The sequence below is a fragment of the Streptomyces sp. Tue6028 genome (assembly GCF_002300165.1).
GTDB lineage: Bacteria > Actinomycetota > Actinomycetes > Streptomycetales > Streptomycetaceae > Streptomyces > Streptomyces siamensis.
The window spans coordinates 91,495-112,364 of record NZ_MLCE01000031.1; the positions used below are offsets into that span (position 1 = coordinate 91,495).

Consider the following 20,870-nt stretch of genomic DNA (forward strand, 5'->3'; position numbering starts at 1 on the left):
GACGACACCGGGACCGTGATGACGGACGCCCTCGGTACGGCGGCGCGGCCCGCGACGGCCCCGCCGCCCGCCGCCCGGGGGCGCGCCCCACGCGGCGTACGCCTGTGGCGCGGCCTGACCCCCTGGCTCTTCCTCGCCGCCCCGCTCGCCCTGCTGATCACCTTCACGTACGCGCCCGTCGCCAACATGATCGCGTACAGCTTCACCGACTGGGACGGTGTCAGCCCCGACCTGCACTACACGGGCGCCGAGAACTACGTCGAACTCTTCACCCGGCCCGAGCTGTTCCAGGTGTTCTTCGTCAGCGGCTACTACCTGGCCGCCTCGGTCGTACAGATCGCCGTCGCCCTCTACTTCGCGACGATCCTGAGCTTCGACGTCCGCTTCCGGAACTTCTTCAAGGGCGTGCTCTTCTTCCCGTACCTCGTCAACGGCGTCGCGATCGGCTTCGTCTTCCTCTACTTCTTCCAGGACGGCGGCACCCTCGACTCCGTCCTCGGACTGTTCGGACACCACTCCGACCGGGCGTGGCTCGGCACCTCGGTGTCCGCCAACACCTCCCTGGCCGGGGTCTCCGTCTGGCGCTACACCGGCCTGAACTTCGTGCTGTTCCTCGGCGCGATCCAGTCGATCCCGGGCGAACTGTACGAGGCGTCCGAGCTGGACGGCGCCCATCGATGGCACCAGTTCCGGTACATCGTCCTGCCCGGCATCAAGCCTGTCCTCAGCCTCTCCGTGATCCTCTCCGTCTCCGGCTCGCTGTCCGCGTTCGACGTGCCGTTCATCATGACCGGCGGCGCGACCGGCACGGAGACCTTCGTGATCCAGACCGTGAAACTGGCCTTCCAGTTCAACAAGACGGGCCTCGCGTCGGCGGCCGCGGTCGTGCTGCTGCTCATCATCCTGGCGGTGACGTGGGTGCAGCGGCGCCTCGTCCCGGACGACAAGGTGGATCTCGTATGACACTGCCGGGAACGACGCCCGCGGGCCGTCGCCGGGCCGCCCGCAGCCTCACGTACCTGTCGCTCGCCGTCGCCTCCGTCGTCGTGCTGCTCCCGCTCGCCGTCGTCCTGCTCACCTCCCTCAAGTCCTCGAAGGAGATGGCGGACGGCAGCGGCGCGCTCGCGCTGCCCGACGACTTCCTGAACTTCCACAACTACGTGACGGCGTTCCGGGACGGCGGGATGCCGGCGGCCTTCGGCAACACGGCCTTCATCCTGCTCTTCTCCGTCACCGGCACGGTGATCATCGGCTCGATGGCGGCGTACGCGATCGACCGCTTCACGTTCCGCTTCAAGAAGCTGGTGGTCGCGCTCTTCCTGATCGCCACGCTCGTACCGGGCGTCACGACACAGGTCGCGACCTTCCAGATCGTCGACCGCTTCGGCCTGTTCGACACCCGCTGGGCACCGATCGTGCTCTACATGGGCACGGACATCGTGTCGATCTACATCTTCCTGCAGTTCGTCCGGTCCATCCCCGTCTCCCTGGACGAGGCCGCGCGCCTCGACGGCGCCAACGCCTTCACGATCTACTGGAAGATCATCCTTCCGCTGCTCAGGCCCGCCGTCGCCACGGTCGTGATCGTGAAGGGGATCACCGTCTACAACGACTTCTACCTCCCCTTCCTCTACATGCCGTCCGAGGATCTTGGCGTGATCTCGACGTCGCTGTTCCGGTTCAAGGGGCCGTTCGGGGCGCATTGGGAGACGATCTCGGCCGGCGCGGTGCTCGTCATCCTGCCGACCTTGATCGTCTTCCTGTTCCTCCAGCGGTTCATCTACAACGGCTTCACCCGGGGGGCGACGAAATGAGCGCGGGCGTCAGCCCTTGGGAGCCTTCGCCGAAAGCGCCGTCACCAGCACCGGGGCGACCTGCTCGACCTGCCAGGGCCGCGCCCCGTACCCGGTCAGCGCGGTGGCCACGGACGCCGTGTCCGGCGCCGCGGGCGGCTCCCAGCACACCCGCCGCACCGTGTCCGGCGTGATCAGGTTCTCCTGCGGCATGCCGAGCTCCTCGGCCAGCGCGGACACCGCGGCGCGAGCCGCGGACAGCCGCGCGGCGGCGGCGGGGTCCTTGTCGGCCCAGGCGCGCGGCGGCGGGGGGCCGGTCACCGGCTGGCCCGGCTGCGGCAGTTCGGCCTCCGGCAGCGCCTTCGCGCGGTCGACCGCGGCCTGCCACTGCTCCAACTGGCGGCGCCCCATGCGGTGTCCGAAGCCGGTGAGCGCGGCGAGGGCGTGCGCGTTGGCGGGCAGGCCCAGCGCCGCCTCGACGATCGCCGCGTCCCCGAGGACCTTGCCGGGCGAGACGTCCCGGCGCTGGGCGACGCGGTCCCGGGCCTCCCACAGCTCCCGTACGACCGCCATCTGCCGGCGGCGGCGCACCTTGTGCATCCCCGACGTGCGGCGCCAGGGGTCCTTGCGCGGCGGGGCGGGCTCGGCCTGCGCGATGGCGTCGAACTCCTGCTGGGCCCATTCCAGCTTGCCCTGCCGGTCGAGCTCCTTCTCCAGGGCGTCGCGCAGGTCGACGAGCAGCTCCACGTCGAGCGCGGCGTAGCGCAGCCAGGGCTCGGGCAGCGGGCGGGTCGACCAGTCGACGGCGGAGTGTCCCTTCTCCAGGACGAAACCGAGCACGCTCTCGACCATGGCGCCGAGGCCCACCCGGGGGAACCCGGCGAGCCGGCCGGCCAGCTCGGTGTCGAAGATCCGGGTGGGGACCATGCCTATCTCGCGCAGGCAGGGCAGGTCCTGGGTGGCCGCGTGCAGCACCCACTCCACGCCGGAGATCGCCTCGCCGAGGCCGGACAGATCGGGGCACGCGACGGGGTCGATCAGCGCGGTCCCGGCACCCTCGCGGCGCAGCTGCACCAGATAGGCGCGCTGGCCGTATCGGTACCCGGACGCGCGTTCGGCGTCGACGGCGACGGGGCCGGATCCGGCGGCGAAGGCGGCGATCACCTGCGCGAGCGAGGCGTCGTCGGCGATCACGGGCGGAATGCCGTCTCGGGGCTCAAGCAAAGGGATCGGCGCCGATTCGACGTCGTCCGGAGGGGCGCCTCCGGTGGTTCGCAGTGAGCTGTCTGCTGCGGTCTCTTGGGCGTCGGTCACCTGTCAAGGGTATCTGTGTATCGACAACGCCCGCCGACGGAACGTTCCGTCGACGGGCGTCTGAGGGTCGTAAACCAGTCAGGTCAGTGAAACATCCGGTTCACGGGTGGGAGACGGGTGGGGGCGGGGCGGGGTTCAGTGGATGATGCCGGTCCGCAGCGCGACCGCCACCATCCCGGCGCGGTCGCCCGTGCCGAGCTTGCGGGCGATGCGGGCGAGGTGGCTCTTGACGGTCAGCGCGGACAGGCCCATGGAGACGCCGATGGCCTTGTTCGACTGGCCCTCCGCGACCAGTCGAAGGACCTCGACCTCTCGTCCGGACAGTTCGCGGTAGCCGCCCGGGTGGCTCGGGGCACCCGGGGGGCGGCGGTGCATACGGGCGGCGGCCGAGCCGATCGGTGCGGCGCCGGGCCGGGTGGGGAGCCCGACATTCGTTCGGGTGCCGGTGACGACATAGCCCTTGACGCCGCCCGCCAGGGCGTTGCGTACGGCGCCGATGTCGTCGGCGGCGGAGAGGGCGAGGCCGTTGGGCCAGCCCGCGGCTCGGGTCTCGGACAGCAGGGTGAGCCCGCTGCCGTCGGGCAGATGGACGTCGGCGACGCAGATGTCACGCGGGTTGCCGATTCGGGGACGGGCCTCCGCGACGGACGACGCCTCGATGACGTCGCGCACTCCGAGCGCCCACAGGTGGCGGGTGACGGTGGAGCGGACCCGGGGGTCGGCCACGACCACCATGGCGGTCGGCTTGTTGGGGCGGTAGGCGACCAGGCTTGCGGGCTGCTCGAGGAGAACGGACACCAGGCCTCCTGGGGTTCGGGACGGGACCGGCTCTGGGGATGGAGCCGGGACGAACCGTGCTTTCAAGGTCACAGACGTCTTCGGCACCAAACCCCTTGTCCTTTAGAGAATGATCACGATTTGGTGAGTAACAATCCGTGCAATTCGGACACGCGATCGATCATCCGAAGATCGAACCGAGTCGATCCGCGTCAAATCACGGCCGAAAGTGGCCGTATCGACAAAGAACCGGTAAGCGTGCGGTGAGAGACGGGCGCGTCGGCGTGCCGGGCCGAGGCCCGGCGGGCAGGGTCACCGCTGACGGCACGGGTACGGACCACTTCGGCAGGAAGGCGTGGCGGAGCCGCCCCGAAGCGTGGCACGGCTGCGGAGCCTGCCCCGCGTGGCCGAGGTGCGACGGCTCACGGCGGGGGCGGGAACGCACTCAGCGGGACTGCGGGCCCCGGCGCTGCGGAAGGGTGACGATCGACCCGTCGCCCGGCCCGGCCGGCGGGAGTCCGGCGACCTGGCACAGCAGGTCGCACCACGCCGCGAGGTGCGCCGCCGTGTCCGGGACGCCGCCCCGTCCCTCGCGGGGCGTCCACGAGGCGCGGATCTCGATCTGCGAGGCGGCGGGGCGCTCACCGAGGCCGCCGAAGTAGTGAGAGCTCGCACGCGTGACCGTGCCGCTCGGTTCGCCGTACGACAGGCCGCGTGCCTGGAGCGCGCCGGTCAGCCACGACCAGCACACGTCGGGGAGCAGCGGATCGGCGGCCATCTCCGGCTCCAGCTCCGCGCGGATCAGGGTCACCAGACGGAAGGAGCCCTGCCAGGCGTCGTGCCCGGCGGGGTCGTGCAGCAGGACGAGCCGGCCGTCCGCGAGGTCCTCGTCGTCCGCGACGACCGCCGCCTCCAGGGCGTACGCGTGCGGAGCCAGCCGCTGCGGGGGACGCGTCGGGTCGATCTCGATCTCCGGCCGCAGTCGTGCGGTCCTCAGCGCGTCGACGGCCGTCCGGAAGGGCAAGGGAGCCGTCTCCACCGCATTCCGGTCCCCCTCCTTCGCGTCGTCCATTCCGCCAGCGCCGTCCGACAGTCGTCCCTGAGCCGCAGCCATGCGGGGAAGATTAAGGGGAACGGAGCCTTCGCGCAGGGAGAGACACCCGTGCGCGGGACCACTGTCCGGATCGTTCCGCGCGAACGCGCCCGCCCGCGCGCCGTGCGCCGGGGACCCGCACCGGCCGGGGGAGGGCGGAGCCCGGGATCTGGACGCCCGTGCGCCGTGCGAGACTTTCCGTCGTGAGTGCCAACCACAGCCCCTCCGGGCAACAGCCGACAGCCACGTACGAGTCCGCCTTCCTCAAGGCGTGCAGGCGCGAGCCCGTGCCGCACACGCCGGTGTGGTTCATGCGGCAGGCCGGTCGCTCACTGCCCGAGTACCTCAAGGTGCGCGAGGGCATCCCCATGCTGGAGTCCTGCATGCGGCCCGAGCTGGTCGCCGAGATCACGCTCCAGCCGGTCCGCCGGCACAACGTGGACGCGGCGATCTACTTCAGCGACATCGTCGTCCCGCTCAAGGCCATCGGCATCGACCTGGACATCAAGCCGGGCGTCGGCCCCGTCGTCCAGAACCCGATCCGCACCCGGGCCGACCTCGCCCAGCTGCGCGACCTGACCCCCGAGGACGTCCACTACGTCACCGAGGCCATCGGTCTGCTCACGGCCGAGCTCGGCCCGACCCCGCTCATCGGTTTCGCGGGCGCGCCCTTCACCCTCGCGAGCTACCTCGTCGAGGGCGGTCCGTCCAAGAACCACGAGCACACCAAGGCGCTCATGTACGGCGACCCGCAGCTGTGGGCCGACCTCCTCGACCGCCTCGCCGAGATCACCTCCGCCTTCCTGAAGGTGCAGATCGAGGCCGGCGCCAGCGCCGTGCAGCTCTTCGACTCCTGGGTCGGCGCCCTGGCACCCGCCGACTACCGCCGCTCCGTCATGCCCGCCTCCACGAAGGTCTTCGACGCCGTCGCCGGGTACGGCGTGCCGCGCATCCACTTCGGCGTCGGCACCGGTGAGCTGCTCGGCCTCATGGGCGAGGCGGGCGCCGACGTGGTCGGTGTCGACTGGCGCGTCCCGCTCGACGAGGCCGCCCGCCGCGTCGGCCCCGGCAAGGCCCTCCAGGGCAACCTCGACCCGGCGGTGCTGTTCTCCTCGACCGAGGCCGTGGAGACCAAGACCCGCGAGGTGCTCGACGCCGCCGCCGGTCTCGAAGGCCATGTCTTCAACCTCGGCCACGGCGTGCTGCCGACCATGGACCCGGACGCCCTGACCCGACTCGTGGAGTACGTGCACACCCAGACCGCCCGCTGACCGGGGGAGCCCCCTTCGGTCCACCGGCCCGCGCTCACGGCCCGCCGCGTCACCAGCTGTGCCGCGCCCGCCTGCCCCACAGCAGACGGCGCGGTTCGGGCGGCGGCGGTGTGCCGGGACGCAGCGGCCAGGCGAGCAGCATGCCGGTGAGGAAGCCGACCACATGGGCGGCGTACGCGACCGTTCCCGCGGTCGAGACGCCGCTCCCGGACGAGTACACCGCCTGGAGCACGAACCAGAAGCCCAGCACGAGCCAGGCCGGCAGACGCAGCGGCAGGAAGACCAGGAACGGGACGAGGACCCAGACCCTGGCTCTCGGATAGAGCACCAGATAGGCCCCGAGGACTCCGGCGATCGCTCCCGAGGCGCCGATCAGGGGGTCGCCCGATTCGTCGTTGAGCAGCGCGAAGCCGTAGGCCGCCGCATAACCGCAGGCCACGTAGAACAGCGTGAAGCGGACATGGCCGAGGCGGTCCTCGATGTTGTTGCCGAAGATCAGCAGGAACAGCATGTTGCCCAGCAGGTGCAGCCAGCCTCCGTGCAGGAACATCGCCGTGAACACCGACAGCGGCGGCGACTTGTCGTAGTCCGGCGGAGCCACCACACAGCCCACGCCGTGCGGCCCGGCACCGGTCTGCCCCGTCGGCACCAGCCGCGGCATCTGATGATGGATCAACTCCTGTGGCACCGCGGCGTAGTGGTCCAGGAACGCCTGGAGATGGCACAGCTGCGACAGTCCGCTGTCCCTCGCCGCCGAGCCGGCCAGGCCGGGAGTGTAGAGGAACACGAGGACGTTGGCGGCGATCAGCGCGTACGTCACGTACGGCGTGCGGCGCACCGGATTCACGTCATGGACGGGGATGACCACAAGGAACTAGTGCCCTGGATACCGACGCCGAATGCGCGCCCCCGGGGCGTCCTGGCTGAACGCCACCGTGTTCTCGTCCGTATGTCTCCTCAACCGCCCGCGGCGCGGTGCAGACGTGACACGCGGAAGACGTGAGGACACAGGCGATGAACGACCGAGTTACTCCTCCGATGCACGCCCTGCCCGACGGCGAGGCGGAGATCGCCCTGGTGCTGCACCTGCCTTGGGAGGACGTCGCCGCACTCGGCCAGGAGGCAGGTCGGCTCGCGGCGCGGATGCAGCGTCCGGTGACGCTCGACGAGGCCGTCAGCCACCGGTTGCGCAGCAGCAGGCCCGCTGCCCACGCGAAGCCCGCGCAGTCGCCGCCCGCGGTCGCCGCGCCGGCCTCCGTCTCGTCGTCCACGCTCCCGTCCGCGTCCATTTCGTCGCTGCCTGCGCGGCCGCCTGCGGAGCAGGCCCGGCAGGCCATCGACCGGATCAACGGGAGTGCGGGGCACGAGTCCGCGTAGGCGCGGGCGCGTCGGGTCGCGGCGGGTCACGGGGCGGGGCGCGGGGCGGGTCGGGGGTGGCGCCTGATGTCCGTCCGGGACTGCGGGTTGTTCGTGGCTGGGCTCGCGGGACCCGCGCCGCGGTGGGGTGCGGTCCGTTGTGGACCGGGGGTCGGTTCGTGGCTGGGCGCGCAGTTCCTCGCGCCCCTGACGGGTGCCGTTCCTCGCGCTCCTGACGGGGTGACGTCTGTGTGCCTGTGCGGGTGCGTCGTGGCTTGGCGCGCGGTTCCTCGCGCCCCTGGCGGGGTGACGTCTGTGTGCCTGTGCGGGTGCGTCGTGGCTGGGCGCGCAGTTCCTCGCGCCCCTGACGGGTGCTGTTCCTCGCGCTCCTGACGGGGTGACGTCTGTGTGCCTGTGTCTGTGCGGGTGCGTCGTGGCTGGGCGCGCGGTTCCTCGCGCCCCTGACGGGTGCCGTTCCTCGTGCCCCTGGCGGGTGCTTCGCTGTTCGGTGCGGGACTATCGGGTGTTGTTGCGTACTGCTGTGACTGCCTTGCGGGCTGCCACCAGGATGGGGTCCCAGACGGGGGAGAAGGGCGGTGCGTAGCCGAGGTCGAGGGCCGTCATCTGTTCCACCGTCATGCCCGCGGTCAGCGCCACCGCCGCGATGTCGACGCGTTTGGCCGCACCCTCACGGCCGACGATCTGCACGCCCAGCAGGCGCCCGGTGCGGTGCTCGGCGAGCATCTTCACGGTCATGAGCGCGGCCCCCGGGTAGTAGCCCGCACGGCTCGTGGACTCGATGGTCACGGTCTCGAACCGGAGGCCCGCCCGGAGGGCGTCCTTCTCGCGCAGGCCGGTGCGGGCGATCTCCAGATCGCACACCTTGCTCACCGCCGTGCCGACGACACCGGGGAAGGTGGCGTACCCGCCGCCCACGTTGGAGCCGATGACCTGCCCGTGCTTGTTGGCGTGCGTGCCCAGCGCGATGTGCCGTTCCCTTCCGGAGACCAGGTCGAGCACCTCGACGCAGTCCCCGCCGGCCCAGATGTCCGTGTGGCCGCGCACCCGCATCGCCAGGTCCGTGAGCAGCCCGCCGTGCTCACCGAGCGGTAGCCCGGCGGCCTCGGCCAGGGTCGTCTCGGGACGTACGCCGATGCCCAGCACGACCACGTCCGCCGGGTACTCGGCGTCCTCGGTGGCGACCGCGCGCACCCGCCCGTCGTCACCGGTGAGCACCTTGGTGACCTCGGCGTCGTCGACCATGGTGATGCCCAGGCCCTCCATGGCCGTATGCACGAGGCGGCCCATGTCGGGGTCGAGCGTGGACATGGGTTCCTTGCCGCGGTTGACGACCGTGACCTCGTAGCCGCGGTTGATGAGCGCCTCGGCCATCTCCACGCCGATGTAGCCCGCGCCGACGACGACCGCCCGCCGGCCCTCCGTGCCGGCCAGCGTGTCCAGCAGGGCCTGGCCGTCGTCGAGCGTCTGCACCCCGTGCACGCCCGGGGCGTCCATGCCCGGCAGGTCGGGGCGGACCGGACGCGCGCCGGTCGCGATCACGAGCTTGTCGTACGCCGTCCACTCCTCGGCCCCGCTGTCGAGGTCCCGGGAGCGCACCCGGGCGCCCGCGACGTCGATCTCCACGACCTCCGTGCGCATCCGCAGATCGATGGCGCGCTCCCGGTGCTCCTCGGGCGTCCGCGCGATCAGCTGGTCCCGCTCGGGGACGTCGCCGCCCACCCAGTACGGGATGCCGCACGCCGAGTAGGAGGTGAAGTGGCCGCGCTCGAACGCCACGATCTCCAACTCGTCGGGCCCCCGGAGCCGGCGTGCCTGCGACGCGGCGGACATGCCCGCCGCGTCACCGCCGATGACGACCAGTCGTTCCCGGGCCCCGCCACTGCTGCTCGTACGGCTCATGTCCATGCGAACACGCTACGGGGGCCGGGCATTTCAGTCCTCCTCGCCACCCTGCGCCGAGCCGTCGGCACGCACCGGACGTGCCACGGGCAGGGACCCGGCGCCCGCCGCCGGGGCCGGGGCCGGGCGCGTGGCGGTGCGGCGCGGCAGCCGGGGGCGCACCAGGCGCACCCACACCAGGACGATCAGCGCCAGGCCCACCGCGAAGGGCAGCACCGCTCCGAACGCGAGGGTGATCCAGCGCAGCATCGTGACCAGCACGTGCCAGCCCCCGGTGAGCGCGTCCACGAAGCCCGGGTCCTCGTCCTTCTTCTCGGCCTTCTTCACCGGTGTCTCGGACAGCGAGAGGGTGATCGTGGCCAGACCGGTGCGGTCCTTCAAGGACGCCTGCCGGGCGAGCAGCGCCTCCAGGTCGGACTCGCGGCTGCTCAACTCCCCTTCCAGGGTGACCACGTCACTGAGCTTGGTCGCCTTGTCCATCAGCTCCCGGACCCGCGCCACACTGGCGCGCTGGGACTTGATGCGGCTCTCCACGTCCACGACCTGGTCGGTGACGTCCTGCGCCTTGGCGGTCCGCTCGAGGACCTTGCCCGTGCCCTCCAGGTCGGCGAGCACCTGCTCGTACCGGTCGGTGGGCACGCGCAGGACGACGCGCGTGCGCTCGTGACGCCGGCCGTCGCGGGTCGTGGTCTCGTTGCCGACGTAGCCGCCCGCGTCCTCCGCCGTGGCACGGGCGTCGTCGAGGGCCTTGGGCACGTCCTTGACCTGCACGGTCAGGGAGGCGGTGCGGATGATGTGGCTCGCGCTCACCTTGGGCGGCGCGGTGGCCCTGGATCCGTTCGAGCCGCCGCGGCCCGTGGCGCCCGAGTCCTCCTGCCCGGCCTGCGGCGCGGCGGCCTTCTCGTCGCCCGCGGCGCCACCGCCGGCCTTGCTCGCCGAGTCGTCGGCGCCACTGCATCCCGCGAGGGCGAGCGCGGACGCGAGGAGCACCCCGGCCAGGACCTGGACGGGACGTGCGGAGCTTCGTATGCGCATGTGGGCCTACCCCCGAGGGTCGTCTCGACTCGACTGACGCTCCTTCGACGCACGACCGGGCCGGGACGTTGGTCCCGGCCGGTCCCGATGCGGTCACGGTCAGGACTCGCGCCGGACACCGGACGCCCGGCGGGCCGCGCCGGCGCGGTCTGAGAGGGTGGAGGCATGCGCGAAGAGGACACTCGTACGGGTTCGGGACATGTCGTGGTCGTCGGCGGCGGGATCGCCGGTCTGGCCGCCGCCCACCGCCTGCTGGACCGCGGCGCGCGGGTCACCGTCCTGGAGGCCTCGGACCGCGTCGGCGGGAAGCTGCTGCCCGGCGAGATCGCGGGCGTCCGGGTGGACCTGGGCGCCGAGTCGATGCTCGCGCGCCGCCCCGAGGCCGTGTCCCTCGCCCGCGAGACCGGCCTCGCCGACCGCCTCCAGCCGCCCGCCACCGCGACGGCGTCCCTGTGGAACCGCGGCACCCTGCGCCCGATGCCCAAGGGACACGTGATGGGCGTCCCCGGCACCGCGTCCGCGCTCTCCGGCATCCTGTCCGAGGAGGGCCTGCGCCGCATCGGACGTGACGCCGACCTGCCCCGCACCGAGGTCGGCGACGACGTGGCGGTGGGTGAGTACGTGGCGGCCCGCCTCGGCCGGGAGGTCGTCGACCGCCTGGTCGAACCCCTCCTCGGCGGGGTCTACGCGGGCGACGCGTACCGCATCTCGATGCGCCTGGCCGTGCCCCAGCTCTACGCCGCCGCCCGCACCCACACCTCCCTCACGGACGCCGTCCGCGACATCCAGGCCAAGGCCGCCGCGGCGCAGCAGACCGGACCGGTGTTCATGGGCATCGAGGGCGGCGTGGGGCAACTGCCCCTGGCGGTCGCCGGGTCGGTGCGCGCACGTGGCGGCGAGATCGTCACCCGGGCCGCCGTGACGGAGCTGCGCCGGGTGGGCGGCGCAGCGGACGGGGCCGCGGCCGGCGGCCCGCACACCGGCTGGCGGGTCGTCGCCGGAGACCGCGTGCTGCACGCCGACGCCGTCGTGGTCGCGCTGCCCGCCGCGCCCGCCGCCGCCCTGCTGCGCGCGGAGGCACCCGCCGCCGCGTCCGAACTGGCCGCCGTGGAGTACGCCTCCATGGCGCTCGTCACCCTCGCCTACCGCCGCCGGGACGCCGCCCTCCCCGAGGGCAGCGGCTTCCTCGTCCCGCCGGTCGACGGGCACACCATCAAGGCGTCCACCTTCGCGTCCCAGAAGTGGGGCTGGATCGCCGAGGACGAACCGGATCTGCTCGTCCTGCGCACCTCCGTCGGGCGGTACGGCGAGACGGAGGTGCTCGGCCGGGACGACGCCGACCTCGTGCGGGTCTCCCGGCACGACCTGCGGGAGGCGATCGGCCTCGCCGCCGAGCCGGTGGCGACGCGGGTGACGCGATGGGACGACGGACTGCCGCAGTACCCGGTCGGGCACCACGCGCGCGTGGCCCGCGTCCGTGAGCACCTCGGCAAGCTCCCCGGCCTCGCCGTGTGCGGCGCGGCCTACGACGGCGTCGGCATCCCGGCCTGCATCGCGAGCGCGTACGCGGCCGTGGACCGGCTCGGCGGCGACCGCGCCGGTCTGGACGCGCTCAGGGCGAACCCGGTGCAGAGCCTGCACGGCGGAGCGGGAGAATAGGCACATGAGTGACGACGCCCCCACCACCGAACCCGGCAGGATCCCGAACAAGGGCAAGCTGGCCAAGGACCTCAACGAGGTCATCCGCTACACGCTGTGGTCCGTCTTCAAGCTGAAGGACGTGCTGCCCGAGGACCGCGCGGGCTACGCCGACGAGGTCCAGGAGCTGTTCGACCAGCTCGCCGCCAAGGACGTGACGATCCGCGGCACGTACGACCTCTCCGGCCTGCGCGCCGACGCCGACCTCATGATCTGGTGGCACGCGGAGACCGCCGACCAGCTGCAGGAGGCGTACAACCTCTTCCGCCGCACCAAGCTGGGCCGCGCGCTGGAGCCGGTCTGGTCGAACATGGCGCTGCACCGGCCCGCCGAGTTCAACCGCTCGCACATCCCCGCGTTCCTCGCCGACGAGACGCCGCGCAACTACGTCAGCGTCTACCCCTTCGTGCGCTCCTACGACTGGTACCTGCTGCCCGACGAGGACCGCCGCCGCATGCTCGCCGACCACGGCAAGATGGCTCGCGGCTACCCGGACGTGCGGGCCAACACGGTCGCCTCGTTCTCGCTCGGCGACTACGAGTGGATCCTCGCCTTCGAGGCCGACGAGCTGTACCGCATCGTCGACCTCATGCGTCACCTGCGTGCCTCCGAGGCGCGGATGCACGTCCGTGAGGAGATCCCGTTCTACACCGGCCGTCGCAAGGACATCGCCGAGCTGGTCGCGGGTCTGGCCTGATCAGGGAGCCTGCCGGGCGGCCTCCTGCTCGTCGGAGCGAGCGGGGCCGCCGGGGTGCCGCGCGTCCCGCGGGCCCTTCGAGTGACCGCCCTGCCCGGCGGACTTCCGCTTCGACGGTTTCGGTTCCGCGTGCGGCGCGCACTCCGCGTGCCGCTCCGGCAGCCGGCCCGTCAGCAGATATGCCTCCAGGTGACCGTTGACGCACTGGTTGGAGCCGCCCGCGACACCGTGCGTGCCCGCGTCCCGCTCCGTCACCAGCACCGAGCCGGACAGCCGGCGCCGCAGCTCCAGCGCCCCCTCGTACGGCGTCGCCGCGTCCCGTTCCGCGGCCAGGATCAAGGTCGGCGGCAGCTCTCCGGACAGCGTCCGCACCTGCAGCGGCTTCTGCCGCGGCACCGGCCAGTAGGCGCAGGGCAGGTTCATCCACACGTTGTCCCAGGTCTCGAACGGCGCCACCCGCGCGAGGCGTGTGTTGTCGCGGTCCCAGGTGCGCCAGTCGGTCGGCCAGGGCGCGTCGTTGCACTCGACGGCCGTGTAGACCGCGTTGCCGTTCTCCTGCTCGGCGGCCGTCTCCGGGTGCGGGCCGGCCGCCTCGATCAGCGGCTTCGGGTCGCCCTTCAGATACGCGGACAGGGCCAGGGCGCGCTGCGGCCAGTAGTCGTCGAAGTACCCGGCCTCCAGGAACGCGCCCTGCAGCTGCGCCGGCCCCACCTTGCCGCCCGCGGGCTGCGCGGCGAGCTGCGCACGCGCCTTCTCGTAGCTGTTCAGCACCTGCGCGGGCGTGGTGCCGAGCCCGTAGACGTCGTCGTGCTTGGCGATCCAGGTCCGGAAGTCCGTCCAGCGGGCTTCGAACGCGGCCGACTGGTCGAGGTTGTTCCGGTACCAGATCTTGCCGGGGGCGGGGTTCACCACCGAGTCGAAGACCATCCGGCGGACGTGCGAGGGGAAGAGGGTCGCGTAGAGGGCACCGAAGTACGTCCCGTACGAGGCCCCCATGTAGGTCAGCTTCGGCTCGCCGAGCGCGGCGCGCAGCACGTCCAGGTCGCGGGCGTTGTTGAGCGAGGTGTAGTGGCGCAGGCCGCTGCCCGAACGCCTGGCGCAGCCCTGTGCGTACGCCTTGGCCTCCGCGATGCGCTCCTTCTTGTACGACTCCGAGGGGAACGTCGGCGCCAGTGAGGGAGCCTTGACGAACTGCTTCGGGTCCTGGCAGGACAGTGGGGCGGAGCGTTCGACGCCGCGGGGCGCGTAGCCGACCAGGTCGTAGGCGGCCGCGACGCGCTGCCAGCCGGGCAGGGAGCCGATCAGCGGGAAGTACATGCTGGACGCGCCGGGGCCGCCCGGGTTGTAGACGAGGGCGCCCTGCCGCGGCACCTTGCGCTTGGAGTTCTTCGCGTCCTTGCCGGTGGCCCGGGCCCGGCTGACGGTCAGCTTGATCTTCTTGCCGTCGGGGTGGGCGTAGTCGAGGGGCACGGTGACCGTGCCGCACCGGACGCCGCCGGGCAGGCCCTGTTCCTCGGCGCATGTGCCGAAGCGGATGCCCGCGGCGGCGGCACGCTGGGCGGCGACTTCGGTGCCGCGCGTCTCCGCGGAGCCGGCCGCGGTCCGCCCGGCCGGCGCACCCCCCGCCGCCGGGGCGCCGACGAGGGCGGTCAGGAGTACGGACCCTGCGGTTCCGTAGAGGACGGCGGCTCTCATCGGGCATCCCTTCAGCGCGCGGCAGCGACAAAGGGGATGTTTCGTTTGCGGGTTGGGGAAGTAAAGCACCGGCCGCCGGTGTCGGCCCCAATGACCCCGATGCGCCCCCGGGGGCGCCCCTCAGCCCTTTCGTGAGCTCCCCGCCGGCTCAGGAGGACGGCCGTGGGCCACCCGTCAGACGCTCGGGCCGCGGTCGCGGTGCGTGAGGGCGGCCCGCAGGTCGGGCTCGCCGATCGCGCGGATGCCGCGTACGGCGACGGAGGTGAGGTACGTACGGTCGTCGCCGGTGGCGCCGGTGTGCCGGGCGAGGGTGCCGAGCAGGCGCTGTCCGGCGGGGGAGGCCCAGCGCGTATAGGGGTGCACCTCGATCCTCGCTATGGCGAGGCAGCTCACCGTGAGGATCAGCGGGAGCGCGAACCAGACGGCGACCGGTACGTCGTTGCCGGTGCTCTGGGCGGGCAGCAGCAGGGCCACGGCGCCCAGCGCCAGGACGGCGACCAGCGCGGCCTGGACCTGGCGGACGGCTCCGGCGACGGTGGTGCGGGCACCGTCGGGCACGGCGAGACCCGCGGCGACCAGACGGTCGGCGAGGCGGCGCACCGAGTCAGCGGCCGCGGCAGCCGTGCGCACCGGGGCTATCCGGGACTGGCCCTCCGGGCCGATGGCTCCGATGACGGAGCACTCCATCTCGTCGCGTCCCCGCGGGTCCACGACGGTCGCCCAACCGGTGTGCGCGAGCAGCAGGCGCCGCTGACGGGCCATCGACACCAGCGTCAGATCGGCGACCCGGGCCGGACCGCCCGACAGGAACGCCGCCTCGTAGAGCGTCAGATCGTGACCGCGCGCCGCGTTCGCGTCGGCCGCCGCCGCGCGGACGGCGGCCAGGCAGAGCCGGGTGCACGAGGTGCCGGCCGCGACCCAGGCCAGGAGCAGGAGAAGGACCCAGAACATGGCGTTTTTCTATGCGAACGGCCGCGCGGGCGCCATGGTTTGTTCACTATGTGGACGGAGTGTTGTGAGTATGTGACGTTCCGCTCCGCCGGTTCTGCTAGGAGGTCGCGGAGGGGTCGGGGCGCGAGGCCGCGGGCGGCAGCGAATAACCCGCGGACGGAGTGACCGGGGCCGGTGAGTCCGGCGACTGCGTCGGGTGGGGCGGGGCCGGGGAGTTGGTGAGCGGCGGCGGGCTCGCGGTGGCCGCGTCCTCGGCGAGGGCGTCGAAGTCGACGTAGCCGGTGGCCTCCAGGACCTTGATGTGGTCGAGCACCGTGGTGTTCGCGTCGTCGGCGAGGTCGCGCACCAGCGAGTTGCGGGTGTTCGCGCGGACCTGGGCGACCACGGAGAAGACCTTGCCGTGCGCCTTGCGCAGGATGTTCGCGAACTGCCGGTCGTATTCCGTGCCGTGCGAAGCGTCGAGCGTGGCGAGCCACTGACGCTGCTGCGGATTGGGCTGGTTGGGCAGCTCCAGGTTCAGCCGCGCCGCGACGTCGCGGACCCGCGCGTCCAGGAAGGTGTGACCCTCGATGAGGTGCTCGCCCGCCGTCCGTACGGCCTGGGTGGTGCCGCGCTCCTGCGCCTGCTGACCGGCGGGCAGCTCCCACAGTCCGGCCAGCCGCACCTTGGTGACGAACTCCCGGTCCAGCGCCGACAAGGGCCCGAACCGGGTCGACACGCTCTGGGCGTTCAGGGTGTCCAGGCCGGTGCCGGAGCGGTCCGCGTACGACCAGATCGGAAAGACCAGGGCGACGAGCGTCGCCGTGAGCCCCGCTATGACGAGCCCGGTTCCACTGATCAGTCCGGTGCGGCTGATGGATCGCATGGTGCCTCCTGCTTGCGGCACCGCACGCTAATGCGCTTCGGGTGCGAGTTGGCATATTACTGCGGGCCCTACGCCAACTGCCGTACGGGAGATTCGGGTTGGGTGCCGGGTGGAAGGCGACGGATGTGGTGGTTCGGGCCCACGCCATACCCCCGTGAAGCGGAGGAATCCGGACGTCCGCGGCGGGCTCACAGGATGGCGTGTTAATCCCGGCACACTCGGCGGCGACACCCGGCCGACGCGCGTCTGCCCACCGACACGGCAACGCCCCGCGCACGGCTGGGGGCGTCGCCGGTCCGGTTCCGTCAGGGGTCCGCTCAGCGGCGCGGCGACACCCTGCGCACGACTCTGGGAAGGGGGGGGCCGGTCGGGGCCCGCTGCGCGTCCGCTCTCCGACGCGGCGGCGCCGAGCGTCGGGAGGGCGGCAACAGTCGCTCCGGTCCCGGCGCTTCGGTTCAGCCGCCCGGCCGCACCCTGCGCCTCCGGGAACGCGGCGGCCGGGTGCGTTCGCCGTGCGGAGGGGTCAGTGGCGCAGCAGCACCCTGCGGGTGGCGCGGGCCAGTCGGGCCGCCGGGCGTCGCGACAGCGGCGCGGGACCCGAGCGCTCCAGCCACCAGTCGCGCAGCCGGCGGCGCGCGGCCGCGTCCTCCGGGAGCCCCGCGAGGAGCAGATGCTCGGCGAAGTCGAGGGCGTCGCGCCGGTAGCCTCCGGTCATCGGATGCCCCTGGGCGTACGCGAGGAACGCCGGCCGGTACTCCCGCGCCAGGATCTCCGGCAGCTCCCCGGCCACCTTCGCCACCACGTCGGCGCGCTTGGCGGCGAGCGCCCGCGCCTGCACACCGAGCCGCACCCGGTCGAACCCCTCGGGCACGGGGGTCCCGGCGACGAGCGCGGACAGCAGCGCGGCCTGCGCCAGCGCGAGCCGCTGCCGGGCCGCCGGGTCCTCGTCCGCCCGGGAGCCGTCGGAACCGGAAGAGGTCGGCCCCACCGGCCCGTTCGCCGGTTCCTCCACCCCCGCGGTGGAGCCCGTCGTGGCCCGGTCCGCCCGCGGTGCCTTCGCGAGCGTCTCCCGTATCGCCCCGATCTCCCGCTCCAGTTCCGCCGGCTCGGGGAAGTTCTCGTCGCGCTCCAGGAGGACCCCCGGCGGGGACACCCGGGAGGCGAGGTCGGCGAGGATGTCCAGCACGGGCCGGGGCACCGGGTGGGCGTGGCTGTCGTGCCAGACGCCGTCGCGTTCGAAACCGCCGGCGACGTGGACGTAGGCGATGGCCTCCACGGGGAGTTCGCCGAGCGCCTTGGCGGGGTCCTCGCCCCGGTTGACGTGGTTCGTGTGGAGGTTGGCGACGTCGATGAGAAGCCGTACGCCGGTGCGGTCGGCGAGCTCGTAGAGGAACTGGCCCTCGGTCATCTCCTCGCCGGGCCAGGAGATCAGCGCGGCGATGTTCTCCACCGCGAGCGGGACCGGGAGCGCGTCCTGCGCGATGCGGACGTTCTCGCACAGCACGTCCAGCGCGTCCCGGGTGCGCGGGACCGGCAGCAGGTGCCCCGCCTCCAGCGGCTGCGACGCGGTGAGTGGTCCGCCGGCCCGCACGAACGCGATGTGCTCCGTGACGAGCGGCGAGCCCAGTGCCTCGGCCCGCTCGGCGAGCGCCGCCAGACGGGAGGCGTCCGGCCGGTCCGCGCCGCCGAGCCCCAGCGAGACCCCGTGCGGCACGACCGTGACCCCCCGCTCCCGCAGCCGCACCAGCGACTCGGGCAGGTGCCCGGGGCACAGGTTCTCCGAGACGGCCTCGACCCAGTCGATGCCGGGCATCCGCTCCACGGCCTCGGCGATCTCCGGCCGCCACCCGATTCCCGTCCCCAGTCGGCTCAGCTGCTTCATGGCCCCTCCTCCGTCACGGTCTCGACCAGACGCTGCGTGTCGTCTCCTCACGACGGACCCGTGTCCCCCGGTGTGACGAAGTCATGGCCCCGGGAACCGGGGCCGAATCCGTCACGGAGGACGTTCAGAGCAACATTTGAGGTTCCACGGGGTGGCCGACGGGCAGCCGGTCCCGTTCCGTGGCGTCCGCTCGGCCGGTGCCGATCGCGCTTTTGCCGCCGGTCGGGCTCCGGGCGCCGACGCCGACACCGGTGGCGGCCGTCGGGCTGCAAGTGGCGTCGTCGCTGACGCTGCCGGTCCCGCGCGGCGGTCGGCTCACCGGCCCGGAAGCGGCCATGCCTCCGGATCGCGGCCGAGCAGCCGCAGCGCCTCGTCCAGGGCGTCGGCGCCGGCCGGAACGTCGCGGGCCGGTGCGAAGGCGAAGCCCGGTCCCCGGAGCGCCGGGTCCGCCGGGACGCGCCGGGCGACGGCCACCGCCGCGTCGAGGACGGCGCCGGGCAGCTCCAGGCCGACGCCGAGCGTGGCGGCCACGTCCCACGCGTGCACCACGTAGTCGATGAAGTGGAAGCCGACGGCCCGTCGCCCGGGGAACGTGCCGCCGAGCTCGGGCAGGACGAACTCCCGCTCCGTGACGCGCGGTTCGGCGAAGGCGTCGAGCACCGAGCTCGCCGCTTCCCGGTACGTCCGCCCCGGGTCGTCCGTGTCCGTGGGCTCCCGCCAGTGCGCCTCCTCGCGCCCCGTCCCGCGTGCGGCGGCCGCGAAGCCGTGGTGCTGGGCGGTCATGTGGGCGACCAGTGCGCGCAGGGTCCACCCCGAGCAGGGTGTGTCCCGTTCCCAGTCCGTCGCTCCGGCTCTCGCCAGGACCCTGAGCGACTCGTGCACGGCGATCCGGTCGAGCTCGACGATGTCCGTTCCGGTCGTAGTCATGCCCCGATCCTAAAACTGAGCGAACGGTCGTGCTACTTGTTTTCCCGCTGCTCGCCGGTGCCGTCGCTGCGCCGACGGCCGTACGGGTCAGGAGAGTTCGGCCACCTGCGACGGGTCGACCGCCGCCGCGCGCAGCCGGGCGGAGATCGCGACGCGGGCCCTGCGATACGCGTCCGCCTCGTCGCGCAGCACGGACACCGCGTTCGCGGCCTCCATCAACGCGATCAGCTCGAAGGCGAGTTGCGCGGCATCCGTGCCCGGGTGGAGCTCACCGGCCTCGCGGGCCGTGGTGACGGCGCCCTCCACGTGGTCCGTCCAGTCCCGCTGGGCACCCGCGACGGCGTCGTGCACCGGCCCCGACCGGGCGTCGAACTCGGCGATGACGCCATAGAAGAAGCAGCCGCCCGGGAAGACCCGGCCCTCGGAGTACGCCAGCCAGAGCTCGCACAGCCGCCGGACCCGGGCGATCCCGGCCGGAATGTCCGCCGCGGGCCGGACGACCTGCTCGACGTAGATGCGGGCCGCCTCCCGCACCGTGGCCAGTTGCAGCTCCCGCTTGGAGCCGAACAGCGCGAAGACCCCGCTCTTGCTGAGCCCGAGGTCGGTCGCCAGACGGCCGACGGACAGTGCCTCCAGCCCTTCGACCGAGGCGATGTCGACGGTGCGGCGCAGCACCGACTGTCGCGTACGGTTGCCCCGTTCGACCCTGCCGTCCAGCCGGGACCCGGTCATCGTGACCTCCACATGCTCGTCCACGCGGGCCGCAGCCCGTCCCGGGCCCCGCCGGGGGCCCGGCCGCGGTGCTAGCGTCGCAGCGCCGGGTGGTCCGCGACCACCGTGCAGGACCCCGGTGCGATCTCCGTGAAGCCCGCGTCGCGCACCAGCGGCAGCCCCGACGAGGTGAGCGCGCGCCAGCGGTCCGGGTCCGCGGTGCGCACGGCGAGCGCGAACCCGGCGTCCCGCCAGGCCGCGCGCTCCTCGTCCGACAGCTCCCACCACGCCAGTTGGGCGCCGTGCCCCGCCTGCGCCATCGTCTTGCCGGCCGACATGTCGAGATCGGGGTTGAGCCACAGCACGGGCGCCGACGGATCGGCGTCCACCGGGGGCTCGGGGTCGTCGAGATCGGTGCCGGAGACCTGGAGCTTGGCCAGGTCCTTGGGCCAGCCGTCCAGCGGGACCGGCGGGAAGACGCGCACCTCCGCGGACTTCCCGGTCACCGTGATGCCCGGCAGCGTCGCGGCCCGCCGCCACTCGGCGCCGCGCGCCCGCCGCACCACCTTGCGGATCCGGGCGTCCTGCCAGTCCCGCATCGCCTGCGCCCACTCCCCGTCGTCCAGGGAGCGCCGGTCCGCGAGGATCGTCAGCACGGCCCGGGCCGCGGTCTCCAGGGCGTCCGTACGCGCCGGGGGAGCGGCCTTCTCGATCCGCACGACCAGGGGCAGCACGAACTGCGGTGCCTCGTCGCGCGCGATGCGCTCGGTACGGAAGGGGCTCTCGTCGGCAGAGGCCTCGGAGGCCGGGGAGACGGGGGTGGCCTCGGAGGCCGGGGTCGCGGGGGTCGGGTCGCTGCTCACGCCCTCCAGTCTGCCAGGCGGA

19 protein-coding genes are annotated in these 20,870 nt (G+C 72.8%); 6 read left to right on the forward strand and 13 right to left on the reverse strand.

Annotated elements, in window-relative coordinates:
* The first annotated feature begins 18 nt into the window (after positions 1-18).
* Complete coding sequence (locus tag BKI49_RS29020; protein WP_095937427.1) at positions 19-963, forward strand: carbohydrate ABC transporter permease; 945 nt, start codon at positions 19-21, stop codon at positions 961-963.
* Complete coding sequence (locus BKI49_RS29025; RefSeq protein ID WP_095937225.1) at positions 960-1,814, forward strand: carbohydrate ABC transporter permease; 855 nt, start codon at positions 960-962, stop codon at positions 1,812-1,814. Before BKI49_RS29020 ends, BKI49_RS29025 begins: the two co-directional genes overlap by 4 nt.
* Positions 1,815-1,823: 9 nt before the next feature.
* Here the strand turns inward: BKI49_RS29025 and BKI49_RS29030 are convergent, their stop codons facing one another.
* From BKI49_RS29030 to BKI49_RS29040, 3 genes are all read right to left on the reverse strand, one after another.
* Positions 1,824-3,107: a ribonuclease D gene (locus tag BKI49_RS29030; RefSeq protein ID WP_095937226.1), complete on the reverse strand. Its 1,284-nt coding sequence runs from the start codon at positions 3,105-3,107 to the stop codon at positions 1,824-1,826.
* 135 nt (positions 3,108-3,242) lie between these two features.
* Positions 3,243-3,905: a response regulator transcription factor gene (locus BKI49_RS29035; RefSeq protein WP_019073943.1), complete on the reverse strand. Its 663-nt coding sequence runs from the start codon at positions 3,903-3,905 to the stop codon at positions 3,243-3,245.
* Between the two features lie 424 nt (positions 3,906-4,329).
* Positions 4,330-4,998: a DUF3000 domain-containing protein gene (locus tag BKI49_RS29040; RefSeq protein WP_095937227.1), complete on the reverse strand. Its 669-nt coding sequence runs from the start codon at positions 4,996-4,998 to the stop codon at positions 4,330-4,332.
* Between the two features lie 182 nt (positions 4,999-5,180).
* On the opposite strand from BKI49_RS29040, the gene hemE reads away from it, so the two are divergent.
* Positions 5,181-6,248 (forward strand): uroporphyrinogen decarboxylase, encoded by a 1,068-nt coding sequence (gene hemE, locus BKI49_RS29045; protein WP_095937228.1) that lies wholly within the window; start codon positions 5,181-5,183, stop codon positions 6,246-6,248.
* A 49-nt stretch (positions 6,249-6,297) separates the two neighbouring features.
* Here the strand turns inward: hemE and BKI49_RS29050 are convergent, their stop codons facing one another.
* Positions 6,298-7,116 carry a rhomboid family intramembrane serine protease gene (locus BKI49_RS29050; RefSeq protein WP_095937229.1) on the reverse strand — a complete coding sequence of 273 codons (819 nt, stop codon included), beginning with the start codon at positions 7,114-7,116 and terminating at the stop codon, positions 6,298-6,300.
* Positions 7,117-7,262: 146 nt separating this feature from the next.
* Between BKI49_RS29050 and BKI49_RS29055 the strand changes: the two genes are divergently transcribed.
* Entirely contained in the window at positions 7,263-7,625 is a 363-nt protein-coding gene (locus BKI49_RS29055) for a hypothetical protein (RefSeq protein ID WP_095937230.1), read from the forward strand.
* 495 nt (positions 7,626-8,120) lie between these two features.
* Here the strand turns inward: BKI49_RS29055 and BKI49_RS29060 are convergent, their stop codons facing one another.
* Both BKI49_RS29060 and BKI49_RS29065 read right to left on the reverse strand, forming a co-directional pair.
* Positions 8,121-9,530, reverse strand: a complete 1,410-nt coding sequence (locus BKI49_RS29060; RefSeq protein WP_095937231.1) for an FAD-dependent oxidoreductase — start codon at positions 9,528-9,530, stop codon at positions 8,121-8,123.
* Between the two features lie 27 nt (positions 9,531-9,557).
* The gene (locus BKI49_RS29065; RefSeq protein WP_095937232.1) at positions 9,558-10,559 is read right to left on the reverse strand and encodes a DUF4349 domain-containing protein; all 1,002 of its coding nucleotides are present in this window, start codon (positions 10,557-10,559) and stop codon (positions 9,558-9,560) included.
* Positions 10,560-10,724: 165 nt separating this feature from the next.
* On the opposite strand from BKI49_RS29065, the gene hemG reads away from it, so the two are divergent.
* Together hemG and hemQ are read left to right on the forward strand one after the other, a co-directional pair.
* Positions 10,725-12,218, forward strand: coding sequence for a protoporphyrinogen oxidase (gene hemG, locus BKI49_RS29070; protein WP_095937233.1), 1,494 nt, complete (start codon positions 10,725-10,727; stop codon positions 12,216-12,218).
* Between the two features lie 4 nt (positions 12,219-12,222).
* Positions 12,223-12,954 carry a hydrogen peroxide-dependent heme synthase gene (hemQ, locus tag BKI49_RS29075; RefSeq protein ID WP_095937234.1) on the forward strand — a complete coding sequence of 244 codons (732 nt, stop codon included), beginning with the start codon at positions 12,223-12,225 and terminating at the stop codon, positions 12,952-12,954.
* On the opposite strand, the gene BKI49_RS29080 is transcribed toward hemQ, so the two are convergent.
* From BKI49_RS29080 to BKI49_RS29110, 7 genes are all read right to left on the reverse strand, one after another.
* Positions 12,955-14,649 (reverse strand): alpha/beta hydrolase, encoded by a 1,695-nt coding sequence (locus BKI49_RS29080; RefSeq protein ID WP_095937235.1) that lies wholly within the window; start codon positions 14,647-14,649, stop codon positions 12,955-12,957.
* Positions 14,650-14,823: 174 nt separating this feature from the next.
* A complete protein-coding gene (locus tag BKI49_RS29085; protein ID WP_095937236.1) occupies positions 14,824-15,600 on the reverse strand; it encodes a TIGR04222 domain-containing membrane protein in 777 nt (258 codons plus the stop codon).
* A 97-nt stretch (positions 15,601-15,697) separates the two neighbouring features.
* Entirely contained in the window at positions 15,698-16,465 is a 768-nt protein-coding gene (locus BKI49_RS29090) for a DUF4142 domain-containing protein (protein ID WP_095937237.1), read from the reverse strand.
* Positions 16,466-16,988: 523 nt separating this feature from the next.
* Complete coding sequence (locus tag BKI49_RS29095; protein WP_095937238.1) at positions 16,989-18,347, reverse strand: MbnB/TglH/ChrH family RiPP precursor modification enzyme; 1,359 nt, start codon at positions 18,345-18,347, stop codon at positions 16,989-16,991.
* 315 nt (positions 18,348-18,662) lie between these two features.
* Positions 18,663-19,274: a TIGR03086 family metal-binding protein gene (locus tag BKI49_RS29100; protein ID WP_095937239.1), complete on the reverse strand. Its 612-nt coding sequence runs from the start codon at positions 19,272-19,274 to the stop codon at positions 18,663-18,665.
* 87 nt (positions 19,275-19,361) lie between these two features.
* Positions 19,362-20,006 carry a TetR/AcrR family transcriptional regulator gene (locus BKI49_RS29105; RefSeq protein WP_095937428.1) on the reverse strand — a complete coding sequence of 215 codons (645 nt, stop codon included), beginning with the start codon at positions 20,004-20,006 and terminating at the stop codon, positions 19,362-19,364.
* Between the two features lie 71 nt (positions 20,007-20,077).
* Positions 20,078-20,848 (reverse strand): aminoacyl-tRNA hydrolase, encoded by a 771-nt coding sequence (locus BKI49_RS29110; protein WP_095937240.1) that lies wholly within the window; start codon positions 20,846-20,848, stop codon positions 20,078-20,080.
* Positions 20,849-20,870 lie beyond the last annotated feature (22 nt).